Origin of the sequence: Aristophania vespae (assembly GCF_009906835.1) — a bacterium.
GTDB lineage: Bacteria > Pseudomonadota > Alphaproteobacteria > Acetobacterales > Acetobacteraceae > Aristophania > Aristophania vespae.
In genome coordinates, this window is record NZ_CP047652.1 from 625457 (window position 1) to 649211 (window position 23755).

Here is a 23755-nt window from a genome sequence, read left to right on the forward strand (position 1 = left end):
AAAGTGAGTAGTTTTTTACACACAATGGTGCGCGTTCGTGATTTAGACCGTAGCCTATCATTTTATAATTTACTGGGTATGCGTGAATTACGGCGCACAGAAGTGAGAGAAGGGCGCTATACACTCGTTTTTATTGGATTTGCCGATAACAAAAATGGCCAGGCTGAAATTGAACTTACTTATAATTGGGACCAGAAAAATGATTATGAGGTAGGAACCGGCTTTGGCCATTTTGCTATTGGAGTGCCAAACGTTGCTGATGCAGTTGAAAAAGTACGTTTAGGCGGTGGAAAAGTGACGAGGGAAGCGGGTCCAGTAAAATTCGGAACCACGGTTATTGCTTTTGTCGAAGATCCAGATGGTTATAAAATGGAGCTTATTGAGAAACCCGAAGCTTCTGAAGCTCATTCAGAGTAGCTTCAAGAGAGTCGATGATAATCTGAGCTTTTTGTTTAACATCTGCCTGCTGATGGTTGCTGAGTGAGTCAGCGATCATCATGGCTGGTGTTAGTTTATTTCGTAAGTCATGACGAAATTTGGACAATAAATTTTCAATATCTGTTTGATTGAGTAGAACATCAGTCATAAGTGTTTCCTTAAGTTAGGATTGACAGTTTACACTGAGCTGCTTAAAAGCACCATCAAATGGGTGAAGAGCGCGTTAAATGCGCTCTGTTCTTATATGCTTTTTTTAGAAAAGCGTATCAGTTTTTAGAGGAATGAGATCATGAAGCGCACGTATCAACCCTCACGTTTAGTCCGTAAACGCCGTCACGGGTTCCGTACGCGTTCTGCTACTGTAGGCGGACGCCGCGTTTTGGCTAATCGCCGCACAAAAGGACGTAAAAAACTTTCTGCTTAACCTATGATACAGCCGACGCGCCTTAAAAAAAGGTCACAATTTTTGAATGTGGCCAAAAGGGGAGCCAAGGTTGTGACCTCTGGTCTTATTGGTCAGGTTCTGCCTCATAATAATGAGGGTGAATTACGGGTTGGGTTTACGGTTACAAAAAAAATCGGCAATGCCGTGATTCGTAATCGTGCAAGACGACGATTAAAAGAAGCTGCTCGTCATGTGATGCAAGAGAGTGTCCTTGTTCCTGGAGATATGGTTCTTATTGGTCGAAGCCAGACCCTGGCACGGCCATTTGAACAGTTAAAAGGGGATGTAAGGCGCACTTTAAAAAAGATGCATGAGGGTAATGGAGAAAAAAAGTGAGATCTGTTCTCACTTTTTTCTTTTTATTTTTGATAAAACTTTATCAAATAACAATTAGCCCGTTTATAGGGCGTAATTGCCGCTTTTATCCTACATGTAGTGCCTATGCAGTGAGTGTTATTTCCCGCTATGGTCCATTTTATGGTGGGTGGCTAACATTAAAGCGCCTGCTCAAATGTCATCCATTTCACAAAGGTGGCTTTGATCCTCCACCTTAAAATTAAAAATTAGGGTTTAATACACCCTCAATCCGTTTTAAGTGTTGAGGGAAATTGTACTTTGTGAAAAAAACCCTTTTAGTCGTTTAGAGGGTAATTTTTCCGCCGCCAAGGGGAAAATAACCCCTCAGCATGATGAAAGAGTGGCTTCAGCTCGATGGAAAATAACAAGCGTATTATTCTGGCCGTAGTGATATCTGCTGCGATTCTCTTAGGCTTCAACTTCCTTGCTCCCAAGCAGGCCCATCATGATGTCCCTGCTGCTGAGCATAATACCTCTCATGAGATTGTGACCTCAAAAGACTCTGTAGCCCAGCCTGCTCGTGTAGCTGGTGAGGAAAAATTGGAGTCAGGTCAGTCAGATCAAATTGAGCATCGCCTTGCTATAGTGGGGCGGGATGTCAGAGGTTCTATTAATCTCAGGGGAGCACGTTTAGATGATTTAGTGCTCACTGGTTATAAAGAGACACTCGCTAAAGATAGTCCTCAAGTGCGTCTGCTAGAAAAAGCAGGAGCTGCAAAACCAAGCTATGTTTATGTGGGCTGGGAAAATGACGCAGGTTCTGCTGTTAAACTGCCAACACTTAATACAGTTTGGTCAACGCAAAGTGAGCAATTAACGCCAGAACATCCCGTTACCTTATCCTGGGATAATGGTGAGGGGGTAGAGTTTTTAATTCATTTAAAGCTTGATGAACATTTTCTCTTTACAGTTCAGCAAGAAGTTAAAAACCACTCTCAAAAAGCCATTTCTCTCCGGCCTTTCCAACGTGTGCAGCGCGACTATTTACCAGAAGAAACAGGGTCTTTCACAGCATATGAAGGACCTATCTCGGTAATGAATGGCCGTTTGGCTGATAAAGGTTACAAAAGCTTACGTGAAGGCGTGGGAGAGCCGGGTCATATTTCGTGGTCAGCTACTGGCAAAGGTGGCTGGGGTGGTATTACTGACAAATACTGGCTGACATCAATTGGGGCCGACCCATCATCGTTAGTAACGGCACAATATTCATATTTGCCTGAAAATAGAGGCATTTATCAGGTTACATTTAAAACACGCGATGCCCTAACCATCGAGCCTAATGCTTCTTTAGGGCTAGGAAGCTATATTTTTGCAGGAGCGAAAGTTCCTAGCCTGCTTCAGAGTTATAGCAAGCAGCTCTCTTTACCTGATTTTGATAAGGCGATTGATTTTGGCTGGTTTAGCGTCTTAACCCGGCCCATCCTTTATCTTCTGCACTGGTTATATGTGCATATAGGTAATTTTGGTCTTGCTCTGATGGCTTTGACCTTAATCGTAAAGATTGTGCTTTATCCTCTCGCATCTAAAGCCGCCGTTTCGTCTGCTCGTATGCGTCTTTTGGCGCCTAAAATTACTGAAATCAGAGAAAAATTTAAAGACGACCCTATGGTCATGAATCAAAAAGTCATGGCTCTTTATCGGGAAGAAAAAGTTAATCCGGCTGGTGGCTGTCTGCCTATTCTCATTCAGGCTCCAATCTTTTTCTGTCTTTATAAAATGCTGAATCTAAGTATCGACGAACGTCATGCACCATTTTTTGGCTGGATCCGTGATCTGTCTGTGCCTGATCCGACCAATTTGCTCAATCTTTTTGGATTGATTCCTTATGATCCAACACATATTGCCTCTTTCCTGCATTTAAGCATTTGGGGTGCGGCGCTAGGTATTACATTCTGGATTTTACAGCGTCAGAGCATGGTCAGCATGGACCCTATGCAGGCCCGTATTATGCAGTTCATGCCGTTGGTTTATGTGTTCGTAATGTCTAGCTTTCCAGCGGGACTTTTAGTCTATTATACTTGGAACAACGTGCTGACATTTATTCAGCAAGCCATTATCGGACGTAAAACAAAACTTCCGGTACCCATAAACAAAATTAAAAAGTAGAGTGTGATGGTAAAAGAAATTCCAGGTCCTCCATCACCTGAGCAAATGGAAGAAGGACGCAAACTTTTTGCAGGAGACTGTGCTTTCTTCTTTGGGGCTCAGAAACTTGAGCAGTTATTTGAAGGAAACAGGCCGGAACTTGCTTTTGCCGGACGCTCTAATGTAGGAAAATCGAGTCTTATTAATGCTCTGACAGGACGTAAAGCGCTTGCCAGAGCCTCATCCGAACCAGGACGGACGAAACAGCTTAATTTCTTTAATTTAGCTGATAGACTGACGTTGGTTGATATGCCTGGTTATGGTTTCGCCAAAGCTTCCAAATCTGTGAAGGAAGACTGGCAAGGTATGATGTTTGATTATCTGCGTGGACGTCCTAATCTAGTAAGGGTGGTTCTTCTTATTGATAGTCGGGTAGGGCTCAAAGCTTCCGATCGCGAAATATGTGATCTGCTTGATAAGGCAGCAGTTGTTTATCAGGTAGTTTTAACAAAGTGCGATGCGATTAAGGAAAATGAGCTTAAAAAGAGACTCGAGGAAATACAGAGTTTTTTAAAAACGCATCCTGCTGCGTTCCCGTTTATTTTGCCTACCAGTAGTGAAAAATCGCTAGGTATTGCAGAATTAAGGGGCATTTTGTCGCAATTTTCTGAACCTGTATAACGGCTTTAAGGGGAGCTTTTGTGCTCATGTCTGAAAAATCTCTGCCAGAGGAACTGTTAGCGGCTGAATGTTTAACAGAGCAGCAAAAAGCTGCTGTGTTGGCTGGAGCTCTCCCTTATTTACGTCGTTATGCGGGAGATACGATCGTCGTTAAATATGGCGGTCATGCGATGGTCAGGGATAATCTTGCTGCAACATTTGGGCGTGATATCTCCTTGCTTAAGCTTGTTGGTGTAAATCCCATTGTTGTGCATGGTGGGGGCCCCCAGATAAGCGCCGTTTTGCAAAAGCTAAATATCCAATCGCAATTTATTGACGGCTTACGTGTCACTGATCAATCAATGATCGAAGTGATTGAAATGGTCTTATCAGGAACGGTTAATAAGCAAGTTGCTGACCTAATTAATCGAGCTGGGGCTTTGGCTGTTGGAATATCTGGCCGTGACGGTAAACTTATCCAGGCCCGAAAATTAGAACATGTCAGTCAATCAGAAGATGAAAGTAAAACCGTTGACTTAGGTTTTGTGGGCACCCCGAAACCGTTGATCCTCGAGTTTTATATGCTTTGCTAGGTGCCGGGCTTATCCCTGTTGTTGCGCCAGTCGGAGCAGGGGATAATGGCGAAATTTATAATATAAATGCAGACACAGCAGCTGGCGCCATAGCGGGAGCTGTTAGAGCGTCTCGTTTATTAATGCTGACTGATGTTCCAGGTGTTTTGGACGAAAATGGTAAGAGAATCGAGGAACTTACGGCTGATGAGGTGAGGTGGCGTATTAAAAAAGGCCTGATTACCGGAGGCATGATTCCCAAAGTTGAAACATGTTTAAAGGCTGTTCAGGCTGGCGCCAAAGCTGCAGTTATTCTTGATGGCCGAGTCCCGCATACATGTTTGCTAGAGCTTTTTACTCACGCAGGACCAGGAACTCTTATTAAGGGATAAATTCTTCTACCTAGAATTATCCCTGTTAGAAAATCAGGCATTTTGGTGAGCAAAATACCAGGGTCTACCTTTTTTGTCAGAAGTGGTCTTTCTAAGCGCTAAGGTTGCCTGCTCAAGCAGATCCTCAATAGTGTCTGGGCTGTCTGCCTCACGGCAGGCTAGTCCCATCTGGAGCGATAGGGTCGTGTGTTTAAGGAATGGCAGCATAATGCCATGACGCGTCATTACTTCTGCACGTTCTGCCGAGGCAAAGCGATCTGCTCCGTCTAACCATAAAGCAAAGAGTGAGCCACCAATTCTTCCGATAGAATCGGTGGGTCTTACAGCATGTTTTATGACAGAAATACTATGGCCTAAGGCACGGTCTTCAATGTCAGGACCATGTGCTTTGGAAAGAGAAGATAAACCATTAATTTGTATGAGAATAAGTGTGCCTGCCAGGCCGTCACGATCAAGGCGAGGAAAAGAGCGGGAAATCCTTTCTTTTAAACCTTCCCATGTGAGGGCACCTGTAGCAGGGTCATGCAAAGTGCGTTTAATGGCTGTGAGATAGATATTTTCCATTTCCAGTATCAACGCGACGGTTTTCCAGAAATAGGAAACGATCTTTTTTTCGCTATTGTGCCATGCTTTTTCGCGCCAAAGTAACAAAATAACCCACTCATTTTGGCGTAGAGCCTGGTAAGTGACCAGAGCCTCTAATTCTTCAACATTAAAGGTAAAAATATCTTCTTTGGGTACGCCTGGGGCAGTCAGATGTTTCATAATCGTTTGATCTATGAAACCTGATAAGGAAGAGGCCATTCCAAAAGGATCATGGAAAGGCGTTACATTTTCTTCAAATGTAAGCTCAGCTTCCTCTGAAATATTATAGCTTCTTAAAATAGCACCCTGACTATTAAATGATCTGAAAAGCAAATCAGAGGCGGTGCGAATGCCTTGTTGAGGTGTTACGCTCGTGCGCAAGGCTTCTAATAAGGCAGAAAATATGTCTTTCTTTCCTGAAGGAGAATAAGAGGTGGTGAGAGGCTGTTGAATCATAGACTCTATATTCTTCCTTTAACCTTAAAAAGAATGTTAACGCCTGACAGACGTTGACTTCCTGAGCTAGGGCCCTCATGGTCCAGACGTTTGTTCTATTATTAGATAATTTGGGTTAATACGTCATGCAATATGATGAACTTCGACAATTGATTGAAAAATTATGGGAAGAGCGCGAAACGCTTACTCCTTCAACATCTGGCAAATCTCGTGAAGCTATCGAAGCGGCTTTACAGGGGCTTGATTGTGGAGAGCTACGTGTAGCAGAAAGTAACGAGAATGGCACGATAGTTAATGAATGGCTTAAAAAAGCTGTTTTAATGTCATTCCGGCTTTATGATTCAGAGCCTATGGCGCAAGCCTGTGGTGGTGCCCCCGGTTTTGATAAAGTGCCCTTAAAATTTCAGGGTTGGACAAAAGAACAATTCGCTCAGGCAGGCTTTAGAGCTGTGCCAGGTGCTATTGTTCGCCGCTCTGCTTATATTGCCCCAGGTGTTGTTTTAATGCCTAGCTTTGTAAATTTAGGGGCTAGAGTTGATAGTGGCACGATGATCGACACATGGGCTACTGTTGGATCTTGTGCTCAGATTGGTAAAAACTGTCACATTAGCGGCGGTGCCGGTATTGGTGGCGTTTTGGAGCCACTTCAGGCGTCACCTGTAATTATTGAAGATAATTGTTTTATCGGTGCCCGCTCTGAAGTAGCAGAAGGCGTGATTGTTGAGCGTGGTTCGGTGCTTTCAATGGGGGTCTTTTTAGGGGCCTCAACAAAAATTATTGATCGCGCTACTGGTGACGTTCATATGGGTAGAGTGCCAGCTTACTCAGTTGTAGTGCCTGGTAGTTTACCACCTAAAACACCAGGTGGACCTTCTTTGGCATGCGCTGTCATTGTTAAAAAGGTTGATGAACGTACACGTTCAAAAACATCAATTAACGACCTCTTACGTGATTAAAAGTGATTATGCCCATATCTTCCTCAACTGATCCTATTTTACTGCTCCAGTCACTATTGAAGTGCCGCTCTGTCACACCGGCTGACGATGGTGCTCTAGGCATTGTGGCATCTATTTTGGAAGAAATGGGTTTTATAGTCACTTTACTTCACTTTGGCCCTGCCGAATCGCCGACACCTAATCTTTATGCACGTTTGGGTGCCGGCAAGCCGCATTTATGCTTTGCAGGGCACACTGACGTAGTGCCTCCTGGAGGTAACTGGTCTCACGATCCATTCTCAGGGGAAATTGACGGCAGCTATATTTACGGTCGCGGTGCTGCCGATATGAAAGGGGGTATTGCCTGTTTCTTGGCAGCAATAGCGCGTTACCTCAAAGAAAACCCTCTTAAAGGAAGTCTCTCGCTTCTCATAACAGGTGATGAAGAAGGCCCAGCTCATTTCGGGACAAAAAAGGTGCTTCAATGGATGGAGACGCAGGGAGAAATACCTGATTTTTGCCTTTTAGGTGAACCAACAAACCCTCAGGAAATGGGTGAGGTTATTAAAATAGGCCGGCGCGGAAGTTTAAATGCCACTATAACCATAAAAGGCATGCAAGGTCATGTTGCATACCCTCATCTCGCTGATAATCCTGTTCATAAGTTGATTCCTTTGCTTCAGGCCTTAACACAGGATCCACTAGACCAAGGCAGTGAATGGTTTGCACCGTCCTCATTACAAATAACGTCTATTGACGTAGGAAATAAGGCAACTAACGTCATACCTGCTCAGGCGGAAATAAAGCTTAATATACGTTTTAATGACCTACATTCAGGCTCAAGCCTCTCAGCATGGTTAAAAGAGCTTGTTGAACGTCATGCAGCGGGTTCTGAAATTGATATTTCAGTCAGTGGAGAGGCTTTTCTCACTAAGCCGGGTATGTTTGTTGAACATATAAGCAAGGCCGTTGAAGACGTAACTGGTCGTAAGCCACGTCTTGATACAGGGGGGGGCACATCAGATGCCCGCTTTATCACGCATTATTGCCCTGTAGCAGAATTTGGACTGGTGGGCGCAACCATGCATAAGAGTGATGAATGCGTATCACTATCTTCTTTGGAGAGCTTAACGCGGATCTATCAAAATATTCTACAGCGCTTAGGGCTGTAGAGCTCTGTCAGGGGCTTTTAAAAGGATTTTCGGGGTAGCCTACCCCTATAAAGCATAACCCACTTGCAGGAGCTGTAGGTCCTGCAACGCAGCGGTCACGGGCCAGAAGAACATCTTTCATTTTTTCTGGTTGCCATTGGCCGCGCCCAACCAAAGATAGACTTCCGACCATATTTCTTACCTGATGGTGCAAAAAAGAGCGTGCTTGTGTTTCAATAAATATAAGCTCACCCTGTTTTATGATCGTTAACTCATCGAGAGTCCGTAAAGCATTTTTTGCCTGGCAGGCTGCGGCCCGAAAAGAAGAAAAATCATGCTTACCCAATAAATAATTGGCGGCTTTCTGCATAGCCTCACAATCAAGAGGGGGTTTAACGTGCCAGACAGTTCCTTCATTGAAAGTAGGGCGAGAAGGGCGGTTTAAAATAGTATAACGATAACGCCGCCATAAAGCAGAAAAACGTGCATTCCAGTCTAATGACACAGGGGCTGCGTCTAATATGACAATTGGATGCGGTTTGAGATGAAAATTTATGCCGTCTCTCATAGACCGTGCATTGATATTTGCATCCGCCGGAATATCCATATGGGCGACCAGACCCGCACTATGTACTCCAGCATCTGTTCTTCCTGCTGTAATGGTAGAAACAGAACGCCCCCCAAATAGTTTTGACGCAGCCTCTTCTAGCAGCTGCTGCACAGAAAGGTGATGGTCTTGTTTTTGCCAGCCAACATAATTTTGACCATCAAACTCAATGCGAAGGGCCCATCGTTTTATATTTAGGGAAGCTGCATCATTATTCAAAACAGGCTCCTTTAGCGACCATGAAGCCGCGTAAAAACGCATCAGCATCCATCATGGCGCGACCAGGCTTTTGAAGAGTTGTTAAGCGCAACAGACCCTGGCCGCAGGCAATTGTAAGAGCGTCATCCAAGATAGTGCCTGGAGGCGCTATTTTTTGGTTTGGTTCAATTATTTCAACAGAGCCAATGCGTATAGTTTGTCCATTGAGAGTGGTGAAATTACCAGGCCAGGGTGTAAAAGCACGTATCTGGCAATCAATTTCCTGCGCTGTGCAGCTCCAATCGATGCGGCCATCCTCACGATATAACCGGGGAGCATAAGTGGCGCCATTTTCAGCTTGTGCAATAGGGTGAGGCTGCTCAATAAGGCTTTTTACAATAAGTTCAGCACCGAGAGCTGATAGGCGATCATGGAGTGTGGAGGCGGTATCAGCAGTTGTTATATCTGTTTCAGCCTTTAAGAGAATATCTCCTGTATCGAGCCCTTCATCCATTTGCATAATGCAAATACCGGTTTTTTTATCACCAGCACGGATGGAGGATTGTATTGGAGAGGCGCCACGCCACCTGGGCAATAAGCTGGCATGAATATTGAGACATCCTTTTTGAGGAAGGGAAAGGATGTCCTTAGGTAAAATAAGCCCATATGCAGCAACGATAATCGCATCAAGCTTACTGTCTTTTAGAAATTCAATTTCCTCTTTATTACCCTTGAGTTTCAGAGGGGTTCTTACGTCGATATTGTAACTTTCAGCCGCGAGATGCACCGGTTGGTAATGTAATGCTTTCCCTCGTCCTGCCGGGCGCGGGGGTTGGCTATAAACCGCAATAATTTCATGCCCTGCATCTATCAGTGCTTTAAGAGCAGGAACGGCAAAATCGGGTGAACCCATGAAAACAAGGCGCATAAATTTTAGCGCTTTCTTTTTTGTTCTTTGGCAAGCTTACGCAAAACCATATTTCGTTTTAGGCTCGATAGATGATCAACAAATAAAATGCCATCAAGGTGGTCAAGCTCATGCTGAATACAGGTTGCTAATAAACCAGATGCTTTGAGATTAACTGGCTTACCATCCTGATCAATGTAATTGACTACTATTGATTCTGGGCGTTCTACTTCTGCAAATTGATTGGGGAGAGAGAGGCAACCTTCCTCATGAACAGAAAATTCTTCGCTCTCTTTCACAATCTCAGGATTAATAAGTACCATGGGTTCTGGTGGAGCATCTTTTTCAGAAATATCCATTATAAAAAAACGCTGACTTATGCCCACCTGGGGAGCTGCCAGACCAATGCCTGGTGCTTTATACATGGCAGAAAACATACCTGGTAAAAGCGAACGTATCTTTTCTAAATCCTCTTTAGGGACTTCGCTAGCAACTTGCTTTAACACAGGATGGGGCGCCACCAGAATGGGCATAGGGGCGATTTGATCGATGTCTTCGAGAAATTTAAATGTGCTCATATAGCGCTATTTACCGGGAGATTAAGGTTAGTTCCAGCCTTATAAGTAAGTAATCTTTTAAAAAATGAAAGAGAAAAGAGATAACCCCGCTCTTGCATGTTGGTGGTAAAGCTCACTATTTAAGTAAGGTCTGAAATGCCTTTGGTGAAAGGATTTCATACTTGTGTCTCGCTCCTGGAGGAGGCTTTTTGCTAAGTGTCTAATCGTCTTTTTACGTCGCCTATGTTTTTAGGCTTTGATCATCTTGAGCAAATGCTCGAGAGGGTATCGAAATCAACTTCGGATGGGTATCCCCCCTATAATATTGAGCAACTCAGCCATACAGCCCTGCGCATAACACTTGCTGTGGCGGGGTTTGTTATGGATGATCTTCAGATCACGCAAGAAGATAATCAGCTTGTCATTCGTGGCCGCCAGGCTGATGATAGTCAGGGGCGTGTATTTTTGCACAGAGGGATCGCTGCACGCCAGTTTCATAAGGCATTTGTTTTAGCCGAGGGTATAGAAATTAGCGGTGCGTGGCTTGATAATGGCTTATTACACATTGATTTAATGCGCCCTAAGCCCGAAGTGCGCGTTAAGCATATTGCAATCTCACAAGGTCAGCAAAAGTCGCATATTGCGGCTAAACCTCCAGTCTCAAAACCGGTTGAACGGAATCAGACTGTGCGTAAGCTGGATATTTACGATAGAAAAAATGAAAGTGACGAACGTGGATAAAATTTCTCGGAAAGTTCCTGGTTCTGTCGATCGTAAATCTCAAAATAAAATTATGACAGGACAGGAATTTAAAGGGTTAGGCATGGCTCAAACGGCTTATCTCAGGCCAGCATGCCATGATGGGGTTAATGTTGTGGCTATTCATGCGGCTGATGGCACACCTATTGCGGTTGCTGAAGATGAGGCTAGTGCCGTAGAGGTTATTTTGCAGTCAAAGCTTATACCCAGCTTTTTGCAATAAAAATATTATGCCCTTGAAAAAGGGCATAATAATTACATCGTGAAATGTTCGCCTAAATAAACCCGCCTTACATCTTCATTAGCGACAATCTCTTCAGGTGTTCCTTCCATTAAAACCTGGCCGCTATGAAGAATATAGGCCCTATCTATAACCTCTAATGTTTCTCTCACATTATGGTCTGTGATGAGTACGCCAATGCCCCGATCCTTAAGATGAGAAACAAGACTACGAATTTCGCTCACAGCAATAGGATCAATACCTGCCAAAGGCTCATCAAGTAAAATATAATTAGGTTGGCTTGCCAAAGCGCGTGCAATTTCCAGGCGCCGGCGCTCGCCACCAGACAGGGCCAGGGCAGGGGCGTGGCGTAAATGAGTTATGCCAAATTCTGCCAATAGCCCATTTAACATATCATGGCGCTTTTCAGTTTCAGGCTCTACGACCTCAAGGGCTACCATAATATTTTGCTCTACATTTAAACCACGAAAAATACTGGCTTCTTGTGGCAGGTAACCAACACCCAAACGTGCACGGCGATACATGGGGAGTTGCGTTATATCTGTTCCATCTAACATAATCGCGCCGGTATCAACCTGTACAAGCCCTACAATCATATAAAAGCTTGTCGTTTTTCCAGCTCCATTTGGCCCAAGCAAACCGACAGCCTCACCACGCTGAACGTGTAGAGACACGTTTTTAACGACGGGCCTTTTTTTATAAGTTTTACCAATGCCGTGAGCTACAAGGCCTGGCCCGTTATACAAGCTTTGTGAGTCCATTATTGGCTGGCCTCGTTGGGAACAATCAGCCCTTGAATGGGAGAATCATGGCCCGGTAGCATAGTCGCGATTCCTGTTTTCATATTAACAACCGCCTGAGACCCGTTATTTTGGTTCTGACCTTGTGTGATATGGACATGACCAATCAAACGTGCAAGCTCTGGACCAAAGAGATAGACACCACGATCTCCAGTTGCAACCTGTTTGTCAGTTTTAATAATGACATGACCCCAGCCATAAGCCCGGTCTAATTTTGAAGCATTGCTGTTTGTATTATTCTGTTTTTGCGCTTTTTGATTGTTAGATAAACCAACCGATTTTAAAATATCTGCTGTAACGCGTCTGCCATCATCATTTGTGACTGTTGCATCGCCTCGGCCAATAGTGACATGGTCTTTTGGGTAATATTCAACGAGGTCGCGTGCTGTTAAAACTTGATGAGGGGTCGTGAATTTCATGTTTTTGCCCGTCATGAGCATGACATTTTTATCAATGTCATAGATCCCGTGATCCCCCCAGCCCTGATTGGCTTTATTATAGACATGCACATGTCCTATAGCCTCAACACGGTATAGTTCCATATTACCGCCCATGACATCATTAGTCTTTTTTGAAGACTGACTTTGATCAGCTGACGAAGCTTTGTGTCTTAAATATCCAATAAGGACATCAGCATCCAAAGTAATATCGCCTCTTACAGCGCGTGCCCCTCCCGTTAAGGTAACCGTTTGTTTATTGCGGTCATAAATTTCTTCTTTTTTCCAATAAAGATGAATCGGTTCCCCATGTGATTGATCTGGCGGAGAGTCAGCTTTCGTTTGATAATCTGACTGAGGGGCAGTTGTCTGCTGTGCATAGCCCGAAACAGGCAGCAAAAGTGAAGCAGTGACGAGCAGTGCGCTTAAATGCTGAGACATTTACTTATTATGTCCCTTTCTTTGAAGAAGCAGAAGTTGCTTTAGGGGCTATATCGTTAAAATGCGTCGTTAATCCTGGACCAATAAATTGGATTGTACCAGCATTTTGGTCAAGAAAAGCCCCTGTGCATCCTGAACACCAAAAGGTCCCTCAGCATGTACCCAGTCAGAAGTAGCAATGACATTCTGTTTAAGGTCAAGATCAGCTGACGGACCATTAATGATGATCCCATCATTACGATAAAGCACAACATGGCCAGTAAGATTCAGCGTTTGCTCCTGTCTCATATAGACTCCTTTATCAGCCCGTATGAACAGCCAAACATTATTATTCATTAATATATCGGCTTTGGGTTTGGTGAGATTAATGCGATCTTCACCAATTTGCTGCGCATTTTCTGAAGTTAGCATATAAGGGCGGCTTTTAGCATCAATATCGCGATAAATAGCCTGCTCAATCGTGCCTTTTTGCTGCCTGAAACGTTTCATATTTTTCATGACCTCACTATTTTGATGAATTAAGTGAGTAATTTCAGGCCATGCAGCTAAAGAGATTAGAATAAAGGCAGCAATAGAAGGAAGCGCCCATCGTGCCAATTTTAAATTTGCCTGTCGGCGAGCCATTTCCTCTGCATTGGGGTGGCGACGAACTCTCTGAAAGGCTTCATCACGCAATTTGTTTAATTTAGAGAGTTCCTCAGAGCTTTTCTTGGCAAAATCGTCCCTTTGCGGTGGAGGGGGGGGCTTTATTTCGCTCATAAAACACCAGTACGCAAAAGATCATGTAAATGCACAATACCTAAAGGACGGTGGTTTTCATCAACAATAAATAAACTGCTGATAGGTGTGTCTCGGTGCGTCATAAAATGCAAAACATCCTGAACACGCATATCAGTTCTGGCTGTTGCCGGATGTCTATTCATGACATCTTTTGCAAGCGTCTTTTCCAGATCTTTTGATAAAGCAGGCCTTAAATCGCCATCTGCGATGAGTCCGATTAAAATACCATCTTCATCTATCACGCCCATGCAGCCAAAAGCCTTTCGTGTCATTTCCATGACAACTTGTTTCAAAGGCATAATAGCACTTCCTAAAGGCATTTCTTTAGATTTGTGCATAATATCGCTAATAGGTCTTAAGCGGGCGCCAAGCTGGCCTGCGGGATGAAACTTGCTAAAATCTTCATAAGAAAACCCTCTTTGGGCCAGTAAACTCGACATAAGGGCATCGCCTAAAGCAAGTTGCATAAGGCTTGATGTCGTGGGAGCAAGTCCTATTGGGCACGCTTCAGAGGATTGAGGAAGACATAGGCAAAATTGTGAGGCACGAGCGAGAGTCGATTCTGAATTGCTCGTGACAGCAATAAGAGGAATGTTCTGAACTTTTGCATATTGGAGCAAAAGAGCAAGTTCAGCTGTTTCACCAGAGGTTGAAAAGGCAAGGAGATTATCGTCTTTTTGTATCATCCCTAAATCCCCGTGGGCGGCTTCGGTGGGATAGATAAAAAAAGACGGTGTTCCAGTTGATGCTAAACTAGTTTGGATTTTTCTGGCTATATGCCCAGATTTGCCAACACCCGTCACTGCCACGCGCCCTTTAGACGCTATAAGGTGGTCAACAACTTGGCAAAAAACCTTGCCAAGCGGCCCTTTAAAGGCAGTTTCAAGTCGCTCTAGCCCTACACGCTCTTTGGCAAGAGTAGTTTGAGCCGTAGTAAGAGACGAGTGTGACATAGATATTCTAATCAGCCTTTATGCGAAAAAATATCCGGGTCAGTATAACCTAAAAGATCCAAGTTGGCACGAGCTGGTAAAAAATCATAGCAAGCTTGCGCTAAATCGCGGCGTTTTTCGCGAATAAGCAAAGCTTCAAGTTTTTCCCATAAGGCATGAAGATGAAGTACGTCTGAAGCTGCATATGTCTTTTGAGCTTCTGTGAGGGTTTGCGCACCCCAATCTGAACTTTGCTGTTGTTTTGACAGATCAACGCCTAATAAGTCACGACATAAATAAGCAAGACCATGACGGTCTGTGAATGTGTAGACTAAACGCGCAGCTATTTTTGTGCAGATGACAGACGACACTGTAATTTTAAAAGCATGCTGTAAAACGGCGACATCAAAACGTGCAAAATGCATTAATTTTGTGATTTTATCATTCTGCAATAAGGCTTTAAGGTTGGGACTATCGTAGCCTTTACCGCCTAAATCAACTGGTCTGATCTGAACAAGATGTGCCTCTCCATTGCCACTGGAAAGCTGTATAAGGCACAAACGGTCGCGATGGGGGTTAAGTCCCATTGTCTCAGTATCAATAGCAACTAATGGGCCCAAATCTAGCCCATCCGGTAAGTCTCCGTCATAGAGATGGACGAGATTTTGCGGATTATTCATAATGCACCGGAAATAAATATTACAGACATACCGATACCAGACTAAGCCGGTGTATGCTTTGGTGCCCAGAAGAAGACTCGAACTTCCACGTCCTTGCGGACACAGGTACCTGAAACCTGCGCGTCTACCAATTCCGCCATCTGGGCAAAGAGACTCCGGTTAACTTCTTTAAAAAAAGAGGAACCGGTATTGGTGGGTTTTCTCTAGCGGTCAGATAAGAAAACGTCAACTCATAAAAAGAGCCATATAAAGCCCAAAATATATTTAAGTCCGAAACGGACATAATTTTTATAAGTGATTAGCATTACAATTTTTAAAAAGAGTTTTATTTTTTAAAATATGTAAGCAATGCTGACTATTATTTAATATGAAATTATAGTCATCTGCTTTAAGCAATCTTTAGTGATTTTATCATTCAAACCATAATTATGGCTCGTTAGTTGTCTGCTCATATAGAGTTTTCAGCTCAAGGGCGCATTAAAGGAGGACTTAATTTTATGACTGAGCCTATGCTTAGATTTGTAAGTCAACCTCAAAAACGTCCTACAAAACGGCCAGCAATTAAGAGGCGTGCCGATTTCAAGGAAATATATAAAGGTTTTTCTATTGCTCAGGCGGAGGAGCAGTCTTCACGTTGTTCGCAATGTGGAATCCCTTTTTGTTCTGCCCACTGTCCTTTAGGTAATAATATACCAGACTGGTTACGTCTTGCTGCAACGCATCGATTAAAAGAAGCTTATCTTTTATCGTCCGCAACCAATAGTTTTCCTGAAATTTGTGGCAGAATCTGCCCACAGGATCGGCTCTGTGAGGGTAATTGTGTCATTCATAAAGGTTTTGAGAGCGTTACAATTGGGGGTGTAGAGCGTTTTATAACAGAAACGGCTTTTCAAAATGGTTGGGTTGAACCGAATTACCCTGAAAATGAACTGGGAAAAAAGGTAGGTATTATAGGTTCTGGTCCTGCCGGTTTGGCATGTGCAGAAAATTTGCGTGCTAAAGGTTATGAAGTCCATATTTATGAGCGTCAGGCTCAGGCGGGAGGGTTGTTACGTTACGGCATACCCGGCTTTAAGCTCGAAAAAAATATCGTAGACCGCAGAATTGAGCTTTTAAAAAAACAGGGCGTTATTTTTCATCTTGGGCAGGAAATAGGTGAAGGACCAAAAGCATTATCTTTTGATTCAATTCGAAATCGTTACGATACGCTATTCATAGCAACAGGGGTTTATCAGGCACGTAGGGCTCACGTGCAGGGTGAAGATCTGAAGGGCGTTGTTAAAGCTCTAGAGTTTTTAATACAGGCTGAAAATCCAGAGCCAGATTACAATGCCAAAGGGAAAAAAGTTGTCGTTATTGGCGGGGGCGACACGGCCATGGATTGTGTGCGAAGTGCCATTCGGCAAGGGGCACAAAAAGTAACCTGCGTCTATCGCCGGGATCGCGAAAATATGCCTGGTTCACGTCAAGAAGTTATGAATGCGGAAGAAGAAGGTGGCATATTCCATTTTCTTGCTGCTCCAGAGGCTTTTATAGGTCATGAATCTGTTGAAGCTGTGCGCTTAAAAGAAATGCGTCTGGGTGTCATGGACGCCAATGGACGGCGAGCTGTTGACCCGACGGGAACTCATACTCAGCTTGACGCCGATATGGTCATTTGTGCCTTAGGCTTTGACCCCGAAGATTTACCTTCCAAATGGAATGAACCTAAACTTGCTGTTACATCCTGGAAAACGCTCTCAGTGAAAGACCAGCATTATGAGACCAGTCTTCCCGGCGTATTTGCCGGTGGAGATATTGTCAGAGGTGCAAGCCTTGTAGTCTGGGCCATTGCTGATGGCCGTGGGGCAGCTGAGGCGATGCATAAATATCTTGTTAAACAAGCAGCTCAAGAAATAGAGGAGGCCCTCTAATGTCAGCACGTCTTTTTGTAAAAGAATATCAAGAAAATCTTGAGCGCTTAAAAGATGTATATTCGCCTGAGCAAGAGCATGACGCCTGTGGTGTAGGTGTTATTGCATCACTTAATGGCGAGGCAAACCGTAATGTTGTTGAAGCTGCCATTGAGGCCCTTAGTAACATATGGCACCGTGGAGCTGTCGATGCTGATGGCAAGACAGGGGATGGTGCTGGCATACATGTAGAAATTCCACAGGATTTCTTTGCCGAAGCAATCCATAGCACTGGTGTCAGTAAAATTGATGGCATCATTTCTGTAGGAATGGTGTTTCTGCCACGTAATGATTTAGCGGCTCAGGAGCGTGGTCGCCAAATTATTGAAAGTGAAATTCTGGATTTCGGTTATGAGATCTATGGTTGGCGACAAGTTCCCATTAATACGGCCTGTATTGGTGAAAAAGCGAATGAAACACGGCCAGAGATAGAGCAAATCATGATCCGCAATGCGTTGGGTCATGAGGCAGATATTTTAGAGCGCAACCTTTATATTATACGGCGCCGTATAGAAAAGGCTGTGACAAATGCCCATCTGGATTTGTACCTTTGCTCCTTATCTTGCCGTTCAGTTATTTATAAAGGCATGTTTTTAGCAGAGAATTTGACAGATTTTTATCCTGATCTTCTTGATAAAAGATTTGTCTCACGTTTTGCTATTTATCATCAGCGTTATTCAACAAATACGTTTCCAACCTGGAAGCTGGCGCAGCCTTTTCGCCGTATTGCCCATAATGGTGAAATCAATACCCTTTCCGGTAATATCAACTGGATGCGCGCTCATGAAACGCGCTTATCTAATCCAGATCTCGATCCTTATATGGACTCTCTCAAGCCTGTTATACAGGCAGCAGGGTCAGACACGGCTGCGCTTGATAATGTGTTCGAGCTTTTAACTTTTGCGGGTCGGGATGCGCCTATGAGTAAGGCGCTGCTTATCCCTGCTTCAATAGGGGCAAGTTCGTCCATTTCTCCCAAAATAAAGGCATTTTACCGTTATTGTTATTCTGTCATGGAACCTTGGGATGGGCCTGCGGCAATTTGTGCAACAGATGGTAACTGGGTTATTGCCGGACTTGACCGTGCTGGTTTGCGCCCCTTGCGTTATAGCATTACCAGAGATGGTCTTTTGGTGGTCGGATCTGAAACAGGCATTGTCCGCCTTCCTGATGAAATTATCATTGAGCGTGGCCGCTTAGGTCCAGGGCAGACACTGGCACTTAATCTTCAGGAAAAGCGTCTTTATAAACCACATGAGCTGGAAGAGGCCCTGGCTTCACGTGATAATTTTGAGAAATGGGTTAAATCAACACGCAACGTTCAGCCTCTTATTGCCAATGCAGAAGAAGAAAGTGATTTATCAGAGACAGAGCTTTTTCAGCGCCAAAAAGCGATTAGCCGTACTTATGAAGATTTAGAAACAATTCTGCATCCTATGGTAGCCAATGGTTCCGAGGCTATTGGCTCCATGGGTGACGATACGCCTCTGCAAATTCTTTCTTCTTATTATAGGGGCTTGGGTAATTATTTTCGCCAGGGTTTTAGCCAGGTCACAAATCCACCTATCGATAGCTTGCGTGAAACAAGGGTTATGAGTCTTGTTACGCGTCTGGGAAATTTGGGTAATATTTTGGCGCAATCACCAAATCAGTGTGATTTATTACAGCTTCCAAGCCCTATTTTAACTAATGGCGAATTTGATCGCTTGAGAGCCCTTTGTGGAGATCAAGGGGCTATCATAGATTGTACTTTTCCCATTGAAGCAGGTCAGTCAGGTTTAAAATCCGCTCTCAATTCCATTTGCAATCAGGCCGAAGACGCAGTGCGTGGTGGCTGTGCGCATATTTTCCTAACTGATGAACATAGCTCCGCTGATCGTGTAGCGTTACCGATGGTTTTGGCAACTGCTGCCGTACATATTCACCTGGTACGTTATTCTTTACGCACTTTTACGTCGCTCAATGTCCGTAGCTCAACAGTGCTTGATGTGCATAGCATCGCTGTCAGCATTGGCGTTGGGGCTACCACAGTTAATCCTTGGCTGACCCAACATTGTATTGCCGACAGACTTAAGCGCGGCTTGTTTGGAAATATGACCCTTAATGAAGCCATGAAGCGTTACCGCACGGCTTTAGATAAAGGCTTGCTTAAGATCATGTCCAAAGCGGGCATTTCGATTGTCTCTTCTTATCGGGGCGGTTATAATTTTGAAGCTATTGGCCTATCCAGAGCGTTAGTTGCAGAATATTTTCCCGGTATGTCATCGCGTATTTCTGGTATTGGTTTACCCGGCATTGCGCGTAATGTTTTGAAAGCGCATCAAAAAGCCTGGTCTGATTCTAAAATTGAGATGCTTCCCATTGGAGGGCGGTATAAATTACGGGTAAAAGGAGAAGTTCACGCTTTTAGTGCCTCTGTTGTGCATATGTTGCAGATGGCCGTAAATGCCAATAGCTATAAGCTTTATCGCCGCTATGTCGAGGCGCTAGAGGCCCAACCTCCCATATCGTTACGTGATTTATTGGAGTTCAAGCCCGTTGCTCAGCCAATATCTGTTGATGAAGTTGAGGGCATTACCCAAATTAGGCGCCATCTTGTTGCACCAGGAATATCTTTAGGTGCTTTAAGCCCCGAAGCTCATGAAACCCTGGCTATCGCCATGAACAGGATTGGTGCGAAATCAGATTCAGGTGAGGGGGGTGAAGATCCTGCTCGGGCCTATCCTCGCCCTAATGGTGACAATGCCTCTTCAGCAATTAAGCAGGTTGCTTCTGGTCGCTTTGGTGTTACAGCTGAATATCTTAATAATTGCCGCGAAATAGAAATTAAAGTTGCTCAGGGAGCTAAACCTGGTGAAGGCGGTCAGCTTCCTGGTTTTAAGGTAACAGAGCTTATTGCCCGGTTACGTCATGCAACACCGGGTGTAACCCTGATTTCGCCCCCTCCGCATCATGACATTTACTCAATTGAGGATTTGGCTCAGTTAATTTACGATCTTAAACAAATTAATCCCGATGCAACTGTAACTGTAAAGCTTGTTGCGCGGACAGGTATTGGCACCATTGCCGCAGGTGTGGCCAAAGCCAAAGCAGATGCTATTTTAATTTCTGGTCATTCTGGTGGAACAGGAGCAAGCCCTCAATCTTCTATCCATTATGCTGGCCTGCCATGGGAGATGGGTTTAAGTGAGGCACATCAAGTGCTTATGCTTAATCGTTTGCGACATCGTCTCACCCTTCGTGTCGATGGGGGATTAAAACGGGGCGTGATGTAGTGATAGCCGCTATGTTAGGGGCTGAAGAATTTGGTATTGGTACAGCTGCTCTTGTTGCTATGGGGTGCATCATGGTGCGCCAGTGTCATTCTAATACGTGCCCTGTTGGTGTTTGTGTTCAGGATGAAGCTTTAAGGGCAAAGTTTGAAGGCTCGCCTGAAAAAGTAATTAATTTATTTACGCTTATTGCTGAGGATGTGCGTAATATTCTGGCCCAGCTTGGTGTGCGTTCACTTAAAGAAATTATTGGTCGCACTGATATGCTGCACCAAGTCTCACGTGGGGCAGAGTACCTAGATGATCTAGATTTAAATTCGCTTTTGGTTCAGGCCGATACAGGTGGATTTGCGCGTTATTGCACACGTAAAGGGCGCAATGAGGTGCCTGATACACTTGATGCTGAGATTATCGCTGATGCACGGCCTCTTTTTGACCGTCGTGAAAAGCTGCATCTTCATTATATTGTACGTAATACGCACCGTGCGATTGGAACACGTATTTCCTCGCTTATTACACGTAAATTTGGAATGAGCAGCCTACCTGAAGGCCATTTAACCCTCACATTGAAAGGATCTGCGGGACAGTCTTTAGGGGCCTTTGCTGTAAAAGGTATGCGCCTAGAAGTCGAGGGTGATGCGAATGATTATGTTGGTAAAGGATTATGTGGAGCAACAATCATCATTCGCCCCAATCGTAATTCGACACTCCTGACATATGAAAATGCTATTATAGGCAACACCGTACTTTACGGGGCAACTTCTGGAGCACTCTTTGCGTCTGGTCAGGCAGGAGAACGATTTGCAGTTCGTAATTCTGGAGCCGTGGCTGTGATTGAAGGCTGTGGGTCTAATGGATGCGAATATATGACCGGTGGTACTGTTGTTGTGCTCGGTGCTGTAGGTAATAATTTTGGTGCCGGCTTTACGGGCGGAACCGCCTATGTGTTTGATGTTGATGGTGAGTTTGAAGCGCGCCTTAATACAGAAAGTGTCACATGTAATCGTGTGTCGTCTCCTCGATGGGAAAATGAACTTCGTGGTTTGGTAGAGCGGCATGTAGAAGAGACTCAGAGCCAATATGCGGCTAGTTTGCTCAATAATTGGGAAGAGGTTCTCCCTAAATTCTGGCATATTGTCCCCAAAGATTATGCCAAAATTATTGGTTATGCAGAGGAAGATTTAACGCGTCTTTCAGCGTAAATTTTTAGTTAAAAAGGTAATGTTTTTGTAAGAAAAAGTGTTTTCACGCGCTTCCTGGCAAGGTAAGCTGAATATATGACACATATTCAGCTTGCTTTTTCATATCCGCTTATGTCTTCAAAAACTTCATCTGCTGGGGGGGCCGTAAATTCAGCACCACGGTGGGACTTGTCCGATCTTTATCAGTCCCCACAAGATTCTAAAATTGAGGACGACTTTGCTCGGCTTGAAAAAGAGGCGCAATCTTTTGAAAAACGCTGGAAGGGACAGTTAAAAGTTTCTTCAGCGTCAGACCTAGTTCAGTCTCTAAAAGATTATGAAGCTATAGAAGAAGGCTTAGGCAAAATTGCATCTTATGCGCAGCTCCTTTTTGCTGCCCACACGACTGATGCAGAAATTGGACGTTTTGCTCAGGGTGTTCAGGAAAAAGTAACATCCTTATCAGCTCATCTTCTCTTTTTTGCTCTAGAGCTTAACCGCTTAGATGATGAGTTTATTAATTCCCTTTATAAAGATGCAGAACTTGCAAAATGGGAACCATTTATCCGTGATCTTCGTGTATTTAAGCCCTATCAGTTAAATGATGACGTAGAACGCGTTTTATTAGAAACGTCAGTAACGGGTCGTCAGGCCTGGGTCAGGTTATTTGACGAAACAATGGCTGCCATGACTGCCAAAATTGGTGATGATGATCTCCCTTTAGGTGAGGTCTTTAACCGCCTGACAGAGTCTGATCGGCATAAACGGCATGAAGCTGCTCAGGCTATTAGTGCATCTTTGGCAGATCAGCAGAAATTACTTGTGATGATCACAAATAATTTAGCCAAAGATAAAGCCACAATGGACAAGCTGAGAGGCTATCCACGCTCTGTCAGCAGTCGCAACCGTGCGAATATGGTTGAAGATGAAGTTGTTGATGCGCTCGTTGAAGCTGTCGATTCCTCATTTTCTAAATTGTCGCACCGTTATTACAGCCTCAAGGCAAAGTGGCTGGGGCTTGATAAGTTAGAGCATTGGGACCGTAATGCTCCGCTTCCTAAAAGTGATGATAAAATCATGAGCTGGGAAGAGGGAAAGAAAATTGTCCGTAAGGCTTATAGTGATTTTGATCCAGAGATGGGATCATATGCAGGAAAATTTTTAGACAATCCCTGGATTGATGCTGCTGCAGTGCCAGGCAAATCTTCGGGGGCTTTTGCTCATCCCGTTGTGCCCTCGGTCCATCCTTATCTTTTAATGAATTATCATGGGCGTGCACGTGATGTTATGACTTTGGCCCATGAAATGGGGCACGGCATTCATCAGATTTTGGCAGCACAATCACAAGGTTATTTGCGCTCATCTACCCCCCTGACTTTAGCAGAAACAGCGTCCGTCTTTGGAGAAATGCTGACATTCCAGTCACTCTTGGAACAAGAAAAATCACCTGAACGGAAACGCCATTTAATTGCGTCAAAAGTTGAAGACATGCTCAATACGGTAGTAAGGCAAGTTGCTTTCTATCAATTTGAAGTTAAGCTCCATCAGGAGCGACAAAAAGGCGAGGTGTCTGCAGAGCATATTGGCCAGTTATGGCGCGAAGTGCAGGAACGTAGCTTAGGGCCAGCTTTTAATTTTACATCTGATTATGATTTATACTGGTCATATATTCCGCACTTTATTCACTCTCCTTTTTATGTATATGCCTATGCATTTGGAGATTGTTTAGTAAATGCGCTGTATGGTGTTTACCGTGAGCGTCCCGAAGGTTTTGCTGAAAAATATAAAAATATGCTCGCAGCGGGCGGTACACTCCGCCATAAAGAACTTTTAGCCCCATTTGGTCTTGATGCAGGTGATCCAGCTTTTTGGCATAAAGGGTTGGATGTGATTAGCAGCCTCATAGATCAGCTTGAAGCTGACCCTGCTTAAAAG

At 44.1% G+C, this 23755-nt stretch carries 22 protein-coding genes, 1 tRNA gene and 2 pseudogenes; 14 read left to right on the forward strand and 11 right to left on the reverse strand.

Annotated features, from left to right (window positions below; all coding sequences use genetic code 11):
• Positions 1–3: 3 nt before the first annotated feature.
• Complete coding sequence (gloA, locus tag GT348_RS02810) at positions 4–417, forward strand: lactoylglutathione lyase (protein ID WP_160618418.1); 414 nt, start codon at positions 4–6, stop codon at positions 415–417.
• Here gloA and GT348_RS02815 read toward each other — a convergent pair.
• Positions 377–586 (reverse strand): hypothetical protein, encoded by a 210-nt coding sequence (locus GT348_RS02815; protein WP_160618419.1) that lies wholly within the window; start codon positions 584–586, stop codon positions 377–379. The genes gloA and GT348_RS02815 overlap by 41 nt on opposite strands.
• A 141-nt stretch (positions 587–727) precedes the next feature.
• Between GT348_RS02815 and rpmH the strand changes: the two genes are divergently transcribed.
• The 6 genes and pseudogenes from rpmH to argB all read left to right on the forward strand — a co-directional run bounded on the left by rpmH (position 728) and on the right by argB (position 4949).
• Positions 728–862 carry a 50S ribosomal protein L34 gene (gene rpmH, locus GT348_RS02820; protein ID WP_160618420.1) on the forward strand — a complete coding sequence of 45 codons (135 nt, stop codon included), beginning with the start codon at positions 728–730 and terminating at the stop codon, positions 860–862.
• A 3-nt stretch (positions 863–865) separates the two neighbouring features.
• On the forward strand, positions 866–1219 hold the full coding sequence (rnpA, locus tag GT348_RS02825) for a ribonuclease P protein component (RefSeq protein WP_160618421.1): 354 nt from the start codon (positions 866–868) through the stop codon (positions 1217–1219).
• Positions 1216–1437: a membrane protein insertion efficiency factor YidD gene (gene yidD, locus GT348_RS02830; protein ID WP_160618422.1), complete on the forward strand. Its 222-nt coding sequence runs from the start codon at positions 1216–1218 to the stop codon at positions 1435–1437. Before rnpA ends, yidD begins: the two co-directional genes overlap by 4 nt.
• A gap of 157 nt (positions 1438–1594) precedes the next feature.
• Complete coding sequence (yidC, locus tag GT348_RS02835; protein WP_160618423.1) at positions 1595–3346, forward strand: membrane protein insertase YidC; 1752 nt, start codon at positions 1595–1597, stop codon at positions 3344–3346.
• 6 nt (positions 3347–3352) lie between these two features.
• Complete coding sequence (gene yihA / locus GT348_RS02840) at positions 3353–4006, forward strand: ribosome biogenesis GTP-binding protein YihA/YsxC (RefSeq protein WP_160618424.1); 654 nt, start codon at positions 3353–3355, stop codon at positions 4004–4006.
• A gap of 26 nt (positions 4007–4032) precedes the next feature.
• A pseudogene (gene argB, locus GT348_RS02845) lies at positions 4033–4949 on the forward strand (acetylglutamate kinase).
• A gap of 33 nt (positions 4950–4982) precedes the next feature.
• On the opposite strand, the gene GT348_RS02850 reads toward argB, so the two are convergent.
• Positions 4983–5990, reverse strand: coding sequence for a GGDEF domain-containing protein (locus GT348_RS02850; protein ID WP_160618425.1), 1008 nt, complete (start codon positions 5988–5990; stop codon positions 4983–4985).
• Positions 5991–6115: 125 nt separating this feature from the next.
• Here GT348_RS02850 and dapD point away from each other — a divergent pair, with 125 nt between their 5' ends.
• A complete protein-coding gene (dapD, locus tag GT348_RS02855; protein WP_160618426.1) occupies positions 6116–6946 on the forward strand; it encodes a 2,3,4,5-tetrahydropyridine-2,6-dicarboxylate N-succinyltransferase in 831 nt (276 codons plus the stop codon).
• Positions 6947–6954: 8 nt separating this feature from the next.
• The gene (gene dapE / locus GT348_RS02860; RefSeq protein ID WP_160618427.1) at positions 6955–8097 is read left to right on the forward strand and encodes a succinyl-diaminopimelate desuccinylase; all 1143 of its coding nucleotides are present in this window, start codon (positions 6955–6957) and stop codon (positions 8095–8097) included.
• Between the two features lie 7 nt (positions 8098–8104).
• On the opposite strand, the gene truA is transcribed toward dapE, so the two are convergent.
• The 3 genes from truA to def are packed head-to-tail and all read right to left on the reverse strand — an operon-like array spanning position 8105 to position 10366.
• Positions 8105–8944, reverse strand: a complete 840-nt coding sequence (truA, locus tag GT348_RS02865; RefSeq protein ID WP_160618428.1) for a tRNA pseudouridine(38-40) synthase TruA — start codon at positions 8942–8944, stop codon at positions 8105–8107.
• Positions 8895–9809, reverse strand: a complete 915-nt coding sequence (fmt, locus tag GT348_RS02870; RefSeq protein WP_160618429.1) for a methionyl-tRNA formyltransferase — start codon at positions 9807–9809, stop codon at positions 8895–8897. The genes truA and fmt overlap by 50 nt, the downstream gene beginning before the upstream one ends.
• A 5-nt stretch (positions 9810–9814) precedes the next feature.
• Positions 9815–10366, reverse strand: a complete 552-nt coding sequence (gene def / locus GT348_RS02875) for a peptide deformylase (RefSeq protein WP_160618430.1) — start codon at positions 10364–10366, stop codon at positions 9815–9817.
• A gap of 195 nt (positions 10367–10561) precedes the next feature.
• On the opposite strand from def, the gene GT348_RS02880 reads away from it, so the two are divergent.
• Both GT348_RS02880 and GT348_RS02885 read left to right on the forward strand, forming a co-directional pair.
• Positions 10562–11086, forward strand: coding sequence for an Hsp20 family protein (locus GT348_RS02880; RefSeq protein ID WP_160618431.1), 525 nt, complete (start codon positions 10562–10564; stop codon positions 11084–11086).
• Positions 11079–11327, forward strand: coding sequence for a DUF1150 family protein (locus tag GT348_RS02885; RefSeq protein WP_160618432.1), 249 nt, complete (start codon positions 11079–11081; stop codon positions 11325–11327). Before GT348_RS02880 ends, GT348_RS02885 begins: the two co-directional genes overlap by 8 nt.
• Before the next feature lie 32 nt (positions 11328–11359).
• Here GT348_RS02885 and lptB read toward each other — a convergent pair whose 3' ends face one another.
• The 6 genes from lptB to GT348_RS02915 all read right to left on the reverse strand — a co-directional run bounded on the left by lptB (position 11360) and on the right by GT348_RS02915 (position 15561).
• Complete coding sequence (gene lptB, locus GT348_RS02890) at positions 11360–12106, reverse strand: LPS export ABC transporter ATP-binding protein (RefSeq protein WP_160618433.1); 747 nt, start codon at positions 12104–12106, stop codon at positions 11360–11362.
• The gene (locus GT348_RS02895) at positions 12106–13023 is read right to left on the reverse strand and encodes an LptA/OstA family protein (protein ID WP_160618434.1); all 918 of its coding nucleotides are present in this window, start codon (positions 13021–13023) and stop codon (positions 12106–12108) included. The genes lptB and GT348_RS02895 overlap by 1 nt, the downstream gene beginning before the upstream one ends.
• A 69-nt stretch (positions 13024–13092) precedes the next feature.
• Entirely contained in the window at positions 13093–13782 is a 690-nt protein-coding gene (gene lptC, locus GT348_RS02900) for an LPS export ABC transporter periplasmic protein LptC (RefSeq protein WP_236646564.1), read from the reverse strand.
• Positions 13779–14756 carry a KpsF/GutQ family sugar-phosphate isomerase gene (locus GT348_RS02905; protein ID WP_160618435.1) on the reverse strand — a complete coding sequence of 326 codons (978 nt, stop codon included), beginning with the start codon at positions 14754–14756 and terminating at the stop codon, positions 13779–13781. The genes lptC and GT348_RS02905 overlap by 4 nt, the downstream gene beginning before the upstream one ends.
• A gap of 11 nt (positions 14757–14767) precedes the next feature.
• Positions 14768–15415, reverse strand: a complete 648-nt coding sequence (locus tag GT348_RS02910) for a ribonuclease D (RefSeq protein WP_160618436.1) — start codon at positions 15413–15415, stop codon at positions 14768–14770.
• Positions 15416–15474: 59 nt separating this feature from the next.
• Positions 15475–15561, reverse strand: a tRNA-Leu gene (locus GT348_RS02915).
• A 351-nt stretch (positions 15562–15912) separates the two neighbouring features.
• Between GT348_RS02915 and GT348_RS02920 the strand changes: the two genes are divergently transcribed.
• From GT348_RS02920 to GT348_RS02930, 3 genes and pseudogenes are all read left to right on the forward strand, one after another.
• A complete protein-coding gene (locus GT348_RS02920) occupies positions 15913–17328 on the forward strand; it encodes an NAD(P)-dependent oxidoreductase (protein WP_160618437.1) in 1416 nt (471 codons plus the stop codon).
• Positions 17328–21841: pseudogene (gene gltB, locus GT348_RS02925) on the forward strand (glutamate synthase large subunit). The gene GT348_RS02920 and the pseudogene gltB overlap by 1 nt, the downstream one beginning before the upstream one ends.
• Before the next feature lie 75 nt (positions 21842–21916).
• Complete coding sequence (locus tag GT348_RS02930) at positions 21917–23752, forward strand: M3 family oligoendopeptidase (RefSeq protein ID WP_160618438.1); 1836 nt, start codon at positions 21917–21919, stop codon at positions 23750–23752.
• Positions 23753–23755 lie beyond the last annotated feature (3 nt).